The 13,368-nt window shown below is 73.7% G+C and carries 10 protein-coding genes and 1 pseudogene; 7 read left to right on the top strand and 4 right to left on the bottom strand.

Annotation, left to right across the window (positions count from 1 at the left end; genetic code table 11):
* The first annotated feature begins 2 nt into the window (after positions 1–2).
* The 6 genes from ACGFI7_RS34920 to ACGFI7_RS34895 all read left to right on the top strand — a co-directional run bounded on the left by ACGFI7_RS34920 (position 3) and on the right by ACGFI7_RS34895 (position 5,895).
* On the top strand, positions 3–1,208 hold the full coding sequence (locus tag ACGFI7_RS34920) for an NAD(P)/FAD-dependent oxidoreductase (protein WP_393412285.1): 1,206 nt from the start codon (positions 3–5) through the stop codon (positions 1,206–1,208).
* Between the two features lie 14 nt (positions 1,209–1,222).
* Entirely contained in the window at positions 1,223–2,020 is a 798-nt protein-coding gene (locus ACGFI7_RS34915; protein WP_393412284.1) for an acetoacetate decarboxylase family protein, read from the top strand.
* Between the two features lie 28 nt (positions 2,021–2,048).
* Positions 2,049–3,512, top strand: coding sequence for an aldehyde dehydrogenase (locus tag ACGFI7_RS34910; RefSeq protein WP_393412282.1), 1,464 nt, complete (start codon positions 2,049–2,051; stop codon positions 3,510–3,512).
* Positions 3,505–4,416, top strand: a complete 912-nt coding sequence (locus ACGFI7_RS34905; protein ID WP_393412280.1) for a 3,4-dihydroxyphenylacetate 2,3-dioxygenase — start codon at positions 3,505–3,507, stop codon at positions 4,414–4,416. Before ACGFI7_RS34910 ends, ACGFI7_RS34905 begins: the two co-directional genes overlap by 8 nt.
* Positions 4,409–5,254, top strand: coding sequence for a fumarylacetoacetate hydrolase family protein (locus tag ACGFI7_RS34900; protein WP_393412278.1), 846 nt, complete (start codon positions 4,409–4,411; stop codon positions 5,252–5,254). Before ACGFI7_RS34905 ends, ACGFI7_RS34900 begins: the two co-directional genes overlap by 8 nt.
* 65 nt (positions 5,255–5,319) lie before the next feature.
* On the top strand, positions 5,320–5,895 hold the full coding sequence (locus ACGFI7_RS34895; protein WP_393412276.1) for a MarR family winged helix-turn-helix transcriptional regulator: 576 nt from the start codon (positions 5,320–5,322) through the stop codon (positions 5,893–5,895).
* A gap of 142 nt (positions 5,896–6,037) precedes the next feature.
* Here the strand turns inward: ACGFI7_RS34895 and ACGFI7_RS34890 are convergent, their stop codons facing one another.
* Together ACGFI7_RS34890 and ACGFI7_RS34885 are read right to left on the bottom strand one after the other, a co-directional pair.
* Positions 6,038–6,748 (bottom strand): gamma-glutamyl-gamma-aminobutyrate hydrolase family protein, encoded by a 711-nt coding sequence (locus ACGFI7_RS34890; RefSeq protein ID WP_393412274.1) that lies wholly within the window; start codon positions 6,746–6,748, stop codon positions 6,038–6,040.
* Entirely contained in the window at positions 6,745–8,235 is a 1,491-nt protein-coding gene (locus ACGFI7_RS34885) for an aldehyde dehydrogenase (protein ID WP_393412272.1), read from the bottom strand. Before ACGFI7_RS34885 ends, ACGFI7_RS34890 begins: the two co-directional genes overlap by 4 nt.
* A gap of 289 nt (positions 8,236–8,524) precedes the next feature.
* On the opposite strand from ACGFI7_RS34885, the pseudogene ACGFI7_RS34880 reads away from it, so the two are divergent.
* A pseudogene (locus ACGFI7_RS34880) lies at positions 8,525–9,817 on the top strand (ATP-binding protein); the annotation flags it as partial.
* Between the two features lie 1,689 nt (positions 9,818–11,506).
* On the opposite strand, the gene ACGFI7_RS34875 reads toward ACGFI7_RS34880, so the two are convergent.
* Entirely contained in the window at positions 11,507–12,322 is an 816-nt protein-coding gene (locus tag ACGFI7_RS34875; protein ID WP_393412270.1) for an ABC transporter permease, read from the bottom strand.
* On the bottom strand, positions 12,319–13,326 hold the full coding sequence (locus ACGFI7_RS34870) for an ATP-binding cassette domain-containing protein (protein ID WP_393412268.1): 1,008 nt from the start codon (positions 13,324–13,326) through the stop codon (positions 12,319–12,321). The genes ACGFI7_RS34875 and ACGFI7_RS34870 overlap by 4 nt, the downstream gene beginning before the upstream one ends.
* Positions 13,327–13,368: the final 42 nt, after the last annotated feature.

The raw sequence follows: 13,368 nt of genomic DNA, 5'->3' as shown, positions 1-13,368 counted from the left end.
CGATGACCGGACGGGTGGTGGTCGCCGGAGCCTCGCTCGGCGGCCTGCGCGCCGCCGAGCAGCTGCGCGCCGCCGGCTGGCGCGGCGAGATCACGGTGATCGGGGACGAGCCGCACATGCCGTACAACCGGCCGCCGCTCTCCAAGGAGGTGCTGGCGGGCAAGGCGTCCTTCGACACGCTGGCCTTCCGCCCGCGCACCGGCGCCGACGTCGACTGGCGGCTCGGCACGGCGGTCACCGCGGCCCGGCTCGCGGAGCGGGTGGTCGTCCTGGACGACGGCACCGAGCTGCCCTTCGACGGCCTGGTCGCGGCGACCGGGACGCGCCCGCGCCGCCTGCGGTGCCCCGGCCCAGCCCTGGGCCGGCACACCGTCCGCACGCTCGACGACGCCCGGCGGCTGCAGGACTCGCTGGCCACGCCGGGCACCCGCCTCGTGGTGATCGGCGCCGGGTTCATCGGGTGCGAGGTCGCCGCCACGGCGACCGGCCTCGGGGTGACGGACGTGACCGTGGTCGACCCGCTCCCCCTGCCCATGGTCGGCGCGCTGGGCGAGCTGCTGGCAGGCGAGCTGCTGCGCCGCCACGAGGAGCGGGGCGTACGGTTCGCGCTCGGCAGGAGCGTGACCCGGTTCGCGGGTGACGAGCACGTGACCGGCGTCGTGCTCGACGACGGCACCCTGCTCCCCGCCGACGTGGTCGTCGAGGCGGTCGGCTCGGTCCCCGGCACCGGCTGGCTCGACGGCAACGGGCTCGACCTGGCCGACGGCGTGCTCACCGACGCGTCCCTGCGCATGGGAGGTCTGCCGTACGCGGTCGGGGTCGGCGACGTCGCCCGGTTCCCCAACGCCCGCTACGACGAGGTGGCCCGCAGGGTCGAGCACTGGTCGCTGCCGACCGCCATGGCCAAGCACGCCGCCCCGGTCCTCGCCGCCCATCTCGCGGGCGACGTGGCCGACCCGGAGCCCTTCGCGCCCCTGCCCACGTTCTGGAGCGACCAGCACGACTTCCGCCTGCAGTCCTTCGGCGCCCCGGCTCTCGGCCTGGACGACGTGCGCGTCCTCGACGGCGGCACCGGCGGAGACCTGCTGGCCGGCTACCACCGCGCCGGACGGCTCGTGGCCGTGGTCGCGCTCGGCGGCCAGGCCGTCGTGGCCCGGGCCGCCCGCTATCGCGCGGACCTGCTGAAGCAGCCCGCTCTCACCGGATAAGGAGCACCGAACCCATGCGCGGCTACTTCTACCCCAAGACGGCGACCGGGGCGTCCTCCCTGATCCCCGCACCGCCCTGGCACTATTCCGGCGACCTGCTCACCGTCGAGTACCGCACCGACCCGGCCCGGGTCAGGGAACTGCTGCCGCCACCCCTCGAACTCGCCCCCGAGGACCCCGGCGCGGTCGCCCTGATCTGGGCCGACTGGCAGTCCTGCTCGACCTCCCGCGAGGAGCTCCTCGACCCGGTGCGCTCCCAGTACAAGGAGGCGTTCGCGGTGGTGCGCTGCTCCTACCGGGGTCGCACGTACTCCCGCTGCGTCTACATCTGGGTCGACAAGGACTTCGCCATCGCGCGGGGGCTGCACCAGGGCTATCCGAAGAAGCTCGGCTCCATCCACCTGACCCGCCCGCACCCGTACGGACCGGCGCCGCGGATCGAGGCCGGGGCCCGGTTCGGCGCCACGCTCGCCGCCGCCGACCGCAGGCTCGCGGAGGCCGTGGTCACCCTGCGGGGAGAGTCGGAGACGAACGGGTTCGTCAACGGTCACCCGATGGCGCACCACCGCTGGATGCCCGCCATCGAGCAGGGCAAGGGCCTGGCGCTGGACGAGCTGATCGAGTCCGGGGCGAAGGCGTTCGAGGCCGGCCCCGCCTGGCGCGGCGACGCGGACCTGGAGCTGTTCGAGGCGCCGACCGAGGAACTGGCCCGGCTGGAGATCCACGAGCCGATCGCCGCGTACTACCGCCAGGTCGGCGTGACCTGGGACGGCGGGACCCTCCTCGAATCCGGCACGTCCGGCTCCGAGTAAGTCACCACGTCACCGAATGGAGTCCACCATGTCTTCGCACACGCTGACCGTCGCCGGGGTAGCCGTCGACACCCGGCACTGGATCGGCGGCGCCCGCGTGGCCTCCGCCGGCACCTTCACCGACGAGTCGCCCATCGACGGCCGCCCGCTGGGCGAGATCGCCCGGGGCGGGCAGGCCGAGGCCGACGCGGCGGTCGCCGCCGCCCGGCAGGCCTTCCCCGGCTGGGCGGCCACGCCTCCGGCCGAGCGCGCCCGCCTGCTGCGCGCCGTCGCCGACGGCGTGGAGAAGCGCCTGGAGGACCTGGCGATCGTCGAGACCACCGACAACGGCGCGCTGCTGCGCTCGCACCGCCGCGGCGTGATGCCGCGCGTCGCGCACAACTTCCGCTTCTTCGCCGACTGGCTGGAGAACCTCGGGCACGAGGACTTCGACACCCGCGGCCACACCAACCACGTCTCCTGGGACCCGGCCGGGCCGTGTGTGCTGATCACCCCGTGGAACGCGCCCCTGATGCTGGCCACCTGGAAGATCGCCCCCGCGCTGGCGGCCGGCAACACGGTCGTGCTCAAGCCCGCCGAGTGGTCGCCGCTCACCGCCTCGCTGCTGGCCGACCTCGCGGCCGAGGCCGGGCTGCCCGCCGGGGTGCTCAACGTGGTCCAGGGGTACGGCGCCGAGGCGGGGGCCGCGCTGGTGGCCCATCCGGACGTGCGCCGGATCAGCTTCACCGGTTCGGTGCCCACCGCCAGGCGGATCGCCGCGGCGGCCGCTGCCAACCTGGTGCCCACCAGCTTCGAGCTGGGCGGCAAGTCGCCGCTGCTGGTCTTCGCCGACGCCGACCTCGACCTGGCCGTGAACCTGGCGGTCGAGCAGTACGACAACGCCGGCCAGGTGTGCCTGGCCGCCACCCGGCTGCTGGTGGAGGCCCCGGTCGCCGAGGAGTTCACCCGCCGCTTCGTGGCCCGGGCCTCGGCGCTCAAGCAGGGCGATCCGCGCGACGAGAGCACCGACATCGGCCCCAACATCCACCCCCGCCAGCTCGACAAGATCGACGGGTTCGTGCGGCGGGCACTGGCCGCGGGGGCGCGCGCCGTCATCGGCGGCGAGCGCGGCGAGGGCCTGTACTACCGGCCGACCCTGCTCACCGACGTGGCCCAGGACAGTGAGATCGTCCAGGAGGAGGTCTTCGGCCCGGTGCTGACCCTGCAGACCTTCGACACCGAGGACGAGGCCGTCACGCTGGCCAACGACACCCGCTTCGGCCTGGCTGCCACCGTCGCCACCGGCGACCGGGCCCGCGCCGAGCGCGTCACCGCCCGGCTCGTCGCCGGGACGGTCTGGGTGAACTGCTTCTTCGTCCGCGACCTGCGGGCGCCCTTCGGCGGCTCCCGCGACTCCGGTGTCGGCCGCGAGGGCGGCGACTGGAGCTTCGACTTCTACTGCGACCTGAAGAACACCGTGACCGCACCGGAGGGATGGCAGAACCATGGGTGAGATCGTCGGGGCGGGCCTGCTCGCGCACGTCCCCACCATCGTGCTCCCCGAGCAGGATCGGCTGGAGCTGAACGAGGGCAAGGAGATCACCCTCGTCACCGGCCTGCGCGAGCTGCGCGAGGAGGTCTTCGAGACCGCCGACTACGACACCGTCGTGGTGCTCGACTCGCACTGGGCCACCACCGTGGAGTTCGTCATCACCGCGCAGGACCGGCGGGCCGGGCTGTTCACCTCCGAGGAACTGCCGCGCGGCATGTGCCGCATGCCGTACGACTTCCCCGGCGACCCGGAGCTGGCCCACAACGTGGCCTCCTTCGCCGACAAGCACGGGACCTGGATCACCCCGATCGACGACCCGTACCTGCCGATCTTCTACGCCACGGTCAACCTGTGGAAGTTCCTCGGCGAGGGGCTGCCCGACAAGCGCTGGATGACAATCGGCGTCTGCCAGACCGGCGACATGGAGGACCACCTGCGGCTGGGCCGAGCCCTGGCCGACGGCATCGCCGCCACCCCCGGCCGCAAGGTGCTGGTGATCGCCTCCGGCGCCCTGTCGCACACCTTCTGGCCGCTGCGCGAGCTGCGCGACCACGAGGCCAGCGACCCCCGGCACATCTTCACCCCGCAGGCGCGGGAGGCCGACCACGAGCGGATCGCCTGGTTCAAGGAGGGCCGTCACGACCGGGTGCTCGACACCATGCCGGAGTTCTGGGAGTACAAGCCGGAGGCCCGGTTCTTCCACTACCTGATGATGGCCGGCGCGCTCGGCGAGCGGGCGTGCACCGCGACCGCGCGCCAGTACGGCGAGTACGAGAACTCGATCGGCACCGGCCAGGTCCACCTCTGGTTCGACCGCCCCGAAGGCGGCTGGACCGCTCCCCGTCAGGAGAACGCCCATGCCTGAGTACCGTCGCATCCTCCTCGACGGGGCCGTCGTCGAGGCCGTGCCCGAGGGGGACGAGCTCGTCGCGGGCGACGGCCGCCGGGTCAAGATCGACGACGCCGTCCACCTGCCCCCGGTCGTGCCCTCGAAGATCATCGCGGTGCACCTCAACCACCGCAGCCGGGTCGAGGAGTTCCAGATCAAGCTGGCGGCCACGCCGACCTACTTCCACAAGCCCACCTCCTCGCTCAACGCCCACCGGGGCGACGTCGTGCGCCCCGAGGGCTGCAAGTGGCTCAACTACGAGGGCGAGGTGGCCATCGTCATCGGCCGGACCTGCCGCAACGTCTCCCCGGCCGAGGCCGGTGACTACATCGCCGGGTACACCGTCGCCAACGACTTCGGGCTGCACGACTTCCGCGACACCGACGCCGGCTCGATGCTCCGGGTCAAGGGCTCCGACACCCTGTGCCCGCTCGGGCCCGGCCTGGTCACCGGGTGGGACTTCCGCGGCAAGTACCTGCGTACGTACGTCAACGGGGAGATCGCGCAGAACGGCTCCACCGACGAGATGGCCTGGGACATGCACTATCTCGTCGCCGACATCGCCCGCACGATCACCCTCCACCCCGGCGACGTCCTGCTGTCCGGCACGCCCGCCAACTCCCGCCCGGTCCAGCCGGGCGACCTCGTCGAGGTCGAGGTGGAGGGCCTGGGGCGGCTGTCCAACCGGGTCGTCACCGGTCCGGTCGCGATCCGCGCCGACGTCGGCGCCCAGCCCACGGAGTCGGAGGAGGTGCTCTCCACGGCGCTCGGCGGCGACTGGGAGTTCCGCGGCATCCGGCCGCCGAAGCGGTGATCCCGGGCCGTGCGGCCTCTCCTACACTCGTGGGAGCGAACAAGCCGAGTCCGGAGGAGTGAGCCTTGCCCGGCGGGGAGCGATCCATCACCGAGACCGAGAAGCTGGTCCGGGCGAAGCTCGGCGACACGCCGATCCAGCACCGCCAGATGGCGGTGGTGGCCAACATCTACCGCGCCGCGTCGGCGATCCGCCAGCACGTCGAGAACTCGGTGCTGCGCGGCAGCGACCTGACGTGGACCGCATTCGTGGTGCTGTGGGTGGTGTGGATCTGGGGTGAGCAGGAGCCCCGGTTCGTCGCCGAGGAGTCGGGCATCTCCAAGGGCACGCTCACGGGTGTCTCCCGCACGCTGGAGTCCCGCGGCCTGCTCCAGCGGGCCGATCATCCGTACGACGGGCGCCGGGTGCTGCTCCGCCTCACCGACGAGGGCGAGGCCCTGATGGAGCGGCTGTTCCCGGCGTTCAACGCCGAGGAGGTGTTCGTCACCGCCGGGCTCGCGCCCGAGCAGTACGAGAGCGTCTCCGACGCGCTGCGCGCCATCGTGCTGCAGGTCGAGACGCACGGCGAGGAGCGGCGGCTGGAGCTGCTGGGCGGCGCGGAGCCCGCCCGCCGCCGCAGCGGCCGCAGACCCAAAACCTGAACCGACCCCAGACCCGCGACCTGAGCCGGGTGCGGGTGGGGCACTAGAACCGGGTGCAGGCTCGCGACCTGAGCCAGGCTCGGGTGGGGGACTAGAACCGACCCCAGGCCCGCGACCTGAGCCGGGCGCGGGCCCTGGGTGGTCAGGGGCGGGAGGCTTGGACGAGGGCGTCGAAGAGGCTCTGGTTGGCCGGGTCACGTTCGGCGGTGTCCTCCGGGTGCCACTGGACGGCGGCGAACCAGCCCGTGGCGGTGGTGAGGCCGAGCCCTTCCGGTGTGCCGTCGGCGGCTGTCGCGGTCACGGAGAGCCCGGCGCCGAGCGCGTCCACCCGCTGGTGGTGGTAGCAGGACGCCTCCACCTTCCCGGCCCCCGTGGCCCCGGCCAGCACCGAGCCGGCCGCCACGGAGACGGGGTGCACGACGTGGCGGTGCTCGTGTGCCGGGCCGCCCATGTCCTGCAGCAGGGTCCCGCCGAGCGCGACGTTGACGACCTGCATGCCGCGGCAGATCGCGAGCAGCGGCCACCCGTGCGCCAGGGCGACGCGGGCGACCGCCAGGTCGAAGAAGTCCTGGTCCTCGTCGACGTCGTAGACGCTGCCGTGGGTGTGCCGGGCGCCGTAGCGGTGCGGCGCCAGGTCGCCGCCGCCCGGCAGCAGGATGCCGTCGAACCTGGCCAGCCGGTCGGCGACCGCCGCGTCCGGTGCGGCGTGCGGATGGACGGTGACCGGCTCGCCCCCGGCCCGCCAGACGGCCTCGACCACGGCGCGGGCGTTGACCTCGGCGGCGTACCGGAGCGCGGAGGCGGAGGCGGAGAAGCGGGCGGGGATCGCGATCAGGGGGCGCGCGCTGGTCAAAGCTGGATCCAGGTCGTCTTGAGCTCGGTGTACTTGTCGATGGCGTGTATGGATTTGTCCCTGCCGTTGCCTGACTGCTTCATCCCGCCGAAGGGCACGGTCAGGTCGCCCTCCTCGTAGCAGTTCACCCAGACGGTCCCGGCCCGCAGCGCGCGGGAGACCCGGTGGGCGGTGCTGAGATCGGACGTCCACAGACCGGCGGCCAGACCGTACTCGGTGGCGTTGGCCAGGCTGATCGCCTCGTCCAGCTCGTCGAAGGCCAGCACCGACAGGACCGGCCCGAAGATCTCCTCCCGGGCCAGCCGGGAGTCCGGCGCGACCCGGTCGAACACGGTCGGCTCCAGGTAGCTGCCGCCCGTGCCGGTCAGGGTGCGCGCGCCGCCGGTCCGCAGCCGGGCGCCCTGGTCGCTACCGGCGTCGATGTGGCCGAGGACCTTGTCGAGGTGGCTCTCGCGGACGAGGGCGCCCATCTCGGTGCCCGGGTCGAGCGGGTCGCCCACGCGCAGCGTACGGGCGCGTTCGATCACCGCGTCGGTCACCCGTTCCGCGATCGAACGGTGGACCAGGAGCCGTGAGGGCGCGGTGCACATCTCGCCCTGGTTGAAGAAGATGCCCCAGGCGGCGGTGGCGGCGGCCTGGTCCAGGTCGGGGGCGTCGGGGAGGATGATGTTCGGCGACTTGCCGCCGAGTTCGAGCCAGACGCGCTTGAGGTTGGAGTCGGCCGAGTAGCGCAGGAAGTGGCGGCCGACCGCGGTGGAGCCGGTGAAGGCCAGCACGTCGACGTCCGGGTGCAGGCCGAGGGCCCGTCCGGCGCCTGGCCCGTCGCCCGCGACGACGTTGAGCACCCCCGGTGGCAGCCCGGCCTCGGCGGCCAGGCGGCCGAGCGTCAGCGCCGACAGGGGGGACAGCTCGGAGGGCTTGAGCACGACCGTGCAGCCGGCGGCGAGCGCCGGGGCGATCTTCCAGGAGGCCAGGGTGAGCGGGAAGTTCCACGGGACGACCGCGCCCACCACGCCCGACGGCTCGCGGGTGATCAGGGCGAAGGCGTCGGGAGCCACGTGCGGGGCCTCGTCGGCGAGCTTGTCGGCCAGCTGGCCGTACCAGCGGAAGGTGGTGATCGCGGCGCGCAGCTCGATCTCGTACGCTTCCGTGATCGGTTTGCCCATCTCCAGGCTGATGGTCAGCGCGAGCTCGGCCCGGTGCTCCTCGATGAGGTCCGCCAGGCGCATCAGGGCCCGGCCGCGGTCGGCGGGCGCCAGGCGCGGCCAGGGGCCGGCGTCGAAGGCCCGGCGGGCGGCGGCGACGGCGAGCCCGACCTCGGCCGCGCCGCCGTCGGCGACCTCGGCGATCGTCCGGCCGTCGCGGGGCGACACGACCGCGAAGGAGGGACCGCCGCCGGGCTCGTCGGCCCCGTCGATGTGGTGGCCGGTCGGCGGCCGCAGCCGCGCGGCCCGGTCCAGCCAGTCCTGATGCGTGTGGTGCGCCATGAGCCCCTCGCGAGATACGTTTGAGGCCAAACGATATGGAATCCCCTGCTCCGGCACAAGACCCGGCGCCGGGCGAGAGGTGCCCGACCTCCGAGCCCCTCGGCGTCCGTAAGCTAGGGCCGTGGCTCCGGTGCTGACCTTGCTCGACGGCGTCCGCTGGCGGGGGGAGCGCGTGATCGGAGATCGCGCGCGGACGTTGCTGGCGGTGCTCGTCCTGCACGGGCGGGCGGGTGCCGGCCACGAGCGCCTGGTCGAGGAGCTGTGGCCGGACGAGCCCCCGGCGAACCCCATGAAGGCGCTGCAGGTGGTCGTGTCGCGGACCAGGGCGGCGACCGCCGCCGACGCCGTGGTGCGCACCGAGCGCGGCTACCGGCTGGGCGTGCCCGCCGAGCAGGTGGACGCGCTGCTGCTGGGCGCGCTGGTCGAGCGGGCCCGCGCCGCGCTGGCCGACGACGACGTGGCCGGGGCCCGGCGGCTCGCGGACGAGGCGACCGGCCTCGCGACGGGTGATGAGACGGTCGACGGTCCCTTGGGCGAGGTCAGGGCCGTCGCCGCCGGACGGCTGGCGGAGGCGCGCCGGCTGGCGGCCGTCGCGCGGTCCCGCTCCGGCGACCACGAAGGGGCGCTGCCCCTGCTGGAGGAGGCGGCGGCCGACCGGCCCAGCGACGAGGAGCTGCTCGCCTGCCTGCTGCGCAGCGAGGCCGCGGTACGGGGCGCCGCCGCCGCGCTGGAGCGTTACGAACGCCATCGCGCCGACCTGGCCGAGAGCCTCGGCGTGGATCCGGGGCCCGGCCTGGCGCGCGTCCACGCCGAACTCCTCGCGGCGGACCGGCCCGTACGGGAAGGCGTGCTGTTCGACGGTTCGCCGTTGCTCGGGCGTGACGGTGACATCCGCGCGGTGCACGCCCTGCTGCAGGCCCACCGGGTGGTCTCCGTCGTCGGGCCGGGCGGGCTGGGCAAGACGCGGCTGGCCCACGTCGCCGGCCGGAACGCCGCCCAGCCCGTGGTGCACTTCGTCGGGCTCGTCGGCGTGTCCTCGCCCGAGGGCGTGGTGGGCGAGGTGGGTTCGGCGCTCGGGGTGCGCGACTCGGTCAGCGGGCGCCGTACGCCCACGTCCGAGCAGCGGGCCGATGTCCGGAGCCGCATCGCCGGGCGGCTCGGCCAGGCTCCTGCGCTGCTGATCCTGGACAACTGCGAGCACGTGATCGAGGCCGTGGCCGACCTGACGGCCTTCCTGATCGCCGCCACGCGCGATCTGCGGGTGCTCACCACGTCGAGGGCCCCGCTGTCGATCGCGGCCGAGCGCGTCTACCCGCTCGGCGAGCTCGCGGCCGATGACGCGGTGGAGTTGTTCCGCCAGCGTGCCACGGCCGCCCGTCCGGCCGCGCGGGTCGACGAGGACACGGTACGGGAGATCGTCACCCGGCTCGACGGGCTGCCGCTCGCGATCGAGCTGGCGGCGGCCAAGGTCCGGGTGATGTCCGTGGAGGAGATCGCGCGGCGGCTGGCGGACCGCTTCGCGCTGCTGCGCGGCGGCGACCGCAGCGCTCCCGACCGGCACCGCACGCTGCTCGCGGTCATCGACTGGTCGTGGAACCTGCTGGGTGAGCCCGAACGGCGGGCCCTGCGGTGGCTGTCGCTGTTCGCCGACGGCTGCACGCCGGAGGCCGCGGAGCACGTGCTCGGCGCCGACGCGCTGCCGGCCGTGCACGCCCTGGCCGAGCAGTCGCTGCTGAGCGTGCACGAGACGGCCGGCGGCGTCCGCTACCGGATGCTGGAGACGGTCAGGGAGTTCGGCCGGATGCGGCTGGAGGAAGCCGGCGAGGCGGAGGCGGCGCGGGCGGCGCTGCGGTCCTGGGCGACGGACTACGCCGGCGGGCACGGCGCCGCGTTGTTCGGGCCCGGCCAGTTCGAGGCGGTCGACGGGCTGCGGGCCGAGGAGCTCAACCTGACCGACCTGCTCCGCCGGGCGCTCGCCGAGCCCGATCCCGCCACGGCGGTCCAGCTGCTGGCGGGCCTGGGCACGATGTGGTCCATCCGCGGCGACCACGCCAAGATCATCGCGCTCGGCCAGGCGATCATGCAGACCATCGCCGGATGGTTCCCGCCGCCAGGGCTCGTCGAGATCACCCGGGCGGCCCTGGTGGTCACGATCGTCAACGTCATCATCACCCTGGACGGTCGCAGCGAACCGCTGTCCGACCTGCTCCACAGGCTGCCCGTCGAGGACACGACGGATCCGCGCCTCGCGGCCATGGCCGAGGCGACGCTCGCCTTCAGCGCGCCGGACGTCGCCGACCGGCGCGAACGGCTGGCGGCGCTGCGCCGCAGCCCCGACCGCGACGTGGCGCTGGCGGCGGCGCAGATGAGCGCCCACGTGCTGGAGAGCGCGGGTTTCCTGACCGAGGCGATCGCGGCCACCGAGCAGGCCCTGGCCCTGCTCCACGACGAGGAGAACCCGTGGCTGTTCGCGATCCTGCACTCCACGATGGCCCACCTGCTCATGCGGCACGGCGACCGGCGGCGGGCGGTCGGCCACGCGCGGCTCGCCCTGCCGGCCATCAGCCGGGTCGGCGCCGCGGACGACGAGACGCAGCTGCGTTCGGTGCTGCTGATGGCCGCGCTGGCCGACGGCGACCACGACGCCGCCGAGGCCGAACTCGCCGAGATGAACCTGGTCAACGACCGTGAGCCGGTCCCCGGCGGGGTGGCGATCGCCTCAGTGTGCGCCGCCGAGATCGCGCTCGCCCGCGGCCAGACGGTCGCCGCGCTCGCGGAGTACCGGCTGGCCGTCCAGAAGGCCCGCGACCTGCGGCTGCCGGGGGTGCCGCCCTGGGTGCTCGACCCGTGGGCGGTCGTGGCCGAGGCGCTCGCCCTGACGGCGTACGCCTACCACGCCGAGCCGGCCGATCTCCCGTACGGCGAGGAGCTGTTCCTGGCCTGCCTCACCGGCCGGGCGCCCGACGTGCTGAGCGGGGAGAGCCGGCTGCTCGACTACCCGGTCTGCGGCTCGATGCTCTTCGCGCTCGGCGCGTGGGGGCTGCTCCGGGCGGGGCTGGCCCCCCTCGACGCGGTCAGGCTGCTGGTGCTGGCCGAGCGGTTCTCCTACAACGACATGATGGCCGACATGACCTTCGACCGGATCGAGCCGCACGCCGAGCGGACCGCCCCCGGGGCCCTGGCCCGCGTCCGCGCCGAGTACGGCGACCGCCGGGGCGGCGACCTCCTCGGCGAGGCGCGGGCGTTCGTCGCGGGGCTGTCCGGCCGCGGGTCACAGGTGCCGCTTGTAGCCGCGGACCGACAGCGGGGCGAAGACCACCACGACGATCACGCAGGCCAGCAGCGTCCAGGCCACCTCCGCGCTGACGACCCCGCCGTTGGCCAGGTCACGCGTGGCCGTGACCAGGTGTGAGACCGGGTTGGCGCGGACGAACGCGGCGAGCCAGCCGGGCAGCGTGTCGACGGGGACGAACGCGTTCGACAGGAAGGTCAGCGGGAAAAGGATCATCAGCGAGATGCCGTGCACGGCCTGGGTGCTGCGGGCGACCGTGCCGAGCCAGGTGAAGATCCACGCCAGCGACCAGCCGGTGACGATGGCCAGCACGATCCCGGCGAGCACGCCGAGCACCCCGCCCCCGGGGCGATAGCCGATCAGCACGCCCACGGCGAAGGTGAGGGTGGCCGCGATCGTGTACCGCACCAGGTCGGCCACCATCGGGCCGGCCAGCGGCGCGATCCGGGCGATCGGCAGCGACTTGAACCGGTCGAAGACGCCCTTCTCCATGTCCTCGCGCAACTGCACCCCGGTGACCATGCAGGTCGTCAGGACGGTCTGGGCGAGGATGCCCGGCACCATCAGCGGGAGATAGCTCTGCACGTCGCCGCTGATCGCGCCGCCGAAGATGTACGCGAACATCGCGGTGAACAGGATGGGCTGCAACGCCACGTCGAAGAACTGCTCGGGGTTGCGGAGCATCTTCTTGACGGCCCGCCACGCCATCGCCAGCGTCTGGTCGAGCGTCTCCCGCACGGTGACGCGCCGCCGCGCGGCCGAGACCCGGGCGACCGGGTCGATCGTGATGCTCATCGGCTCTCCTCCGTGCCCGCCCCGTGCCCCGTGAGGGCCAGGAACACCTCGTCCAGGCTCGGCTTGGCCACACTCACCGACGAGATCGACAGCCCGGCCGCACGCAGCGCGATCAGCACGTCGGCGGCCAGGTCGGCCCGGTCGAGCGCGACGTTCAGCCGGCCCTTCTCCGGGCTGAGCACCGGGTCCGCGCCGAGTTCCCGGCGAACCACCTCGACGGCGGCCGGGACCTCGGCGGGCTCGGCCAGCACCAGTTGCAGGGTGGCGTTCCCGACCGCGGTCTTCAGCTCGTCGGGCGTGCCCTCGGCCACCTTGCGGCCGTGGTCGATCACAGTGATCCGGTCGGCGAGCTGGTCGGCCTCGTCGAGATACTGCGTGGTCAGCAGGATCGTGCAGCCGTCGGCGACCAGGTCGCGGATCGTGTCCCACATCTGCCCGCGGGTACGCGGGTCGAGGCCGGTGGTCGGCTCGTCCAGGAAGATCAGCGGCGGGGTCGCGATCAGGCTGGCGGCCAGGTCGAGCCGGCGCCGCATGCCGCCGGAGTACTGCGCGATCGGCTTGTCGGCGGAGTCCTCCAGACCGAACCGGCCGAGCAGCCCGTCGGCGGTCCGCCTGGCCCGCGGGGAGGGGATCCCCTGCAGACGGGCGAAGAGCCAGAGGTTCTCGCGCGCGGTCAGGTTCTCGTCCACCGACGCGTACTGCCCGGTGACGCCCACGAGCTGCCGGACCACGTGCGGCTCCGCGGCCACGTCGACGCCGAAGACCCGGGCGCGGCCCGCGTCGATCGCCAGCAAGGTGGACAGCATCCGCAGCATCGTGGTCTTGCCGGCGCCGTTCGGCCCGAGGATGCCGAAGATCTCGCCGGTCCGCACCTCCAGGTCGACCCCGTCCACCGCGCGCTGCTCGCCGAACGCCTTGACCAGCCCTTCCGCGAGCACGGCCGGTTCCGCGCCGCCGGGGGACGCGGCGCGGTCCCCGGTACGGCGGAGTTCTGTGATGTTCATGGCCCCACCATCGGCGCCGCCGGTTTCACGGCCCCCTCGCGC

It is taken from the genome of Nonomuraea sp. NPDC048826 (genome assembly GCF_043198225.1).
Classification (GTDB): domain Bacteria; phylum Actinomycetota; class Actinomycetes; order Streptosporangiales; family Streptosporangiaceae; genus Nonomuraea.
This window is presented reverse-complemented; position numbering and strand designations above follow the sequence as displayed.

Excerpts from the sequence above, each read along its gene's own strand:
- ACGFI7_RS34920 (WP_393412285.1), top strand. The coding sequence starts at position 3 with ATGACCGGACGGGTGGTGGTCGCCGGAGCCTCGCTCGGCGGCCTGCGC.
- ACGFI7_RS34915 (WP_393412284.1), top strand. The coding sequence starts at position 1,223 with ATGCGCGGCTACTTCTACCCCAAGACGGCGACCGGGGCGTCCTCCCTG.
- ACGFI7_RS34910 (WP_393412282.1), top strand. The coding sequence starts at position 2,049 with ATGTCTTCGCACACGCTGACCGTCGCCGGGGTAGCCGTCGACACCCGG.
- ACGFI7_RS34905 (WP_393412280.1), top strand. The coding sequence starts at position 3,505 with ATGGGTGAGATCGTCGGGGCGGGCCTGCTCGCGCACGTCCCCACCATC.
- ACGFI7_RS34900 (WP_393412278.1), top strand. The coding sequence starts at position 4,409 with ATGCCTGAGTACCGTCGCATCCTCCTCGACGGGGCCGTCGTCGAGGCC.
- ACGFI7_RS34885 (WP_393412272.1), bottom strand. The coding sequence starts at position 8,235 with ATGGCGCACCACACGCATCAGGACTGGCTGGACCGGGCCGCGCGGCTG.
- ACGFI7_RS34875 (WP_393412270.1), bottom strand. The coding sequence starts at position 12,322 with ATGAGCATCACGATCGACCCGGTCGCCCGGGTCTCGGCCGCGCGGCGG.
- ACGFI7_RS34870 (WP_393412268.1), bottom strand. The coding sequence starts at position 13,326 with ATGAACATCACAGAACTCCGCCGTACCGGGGACCGCGCCGCGTCCCCC.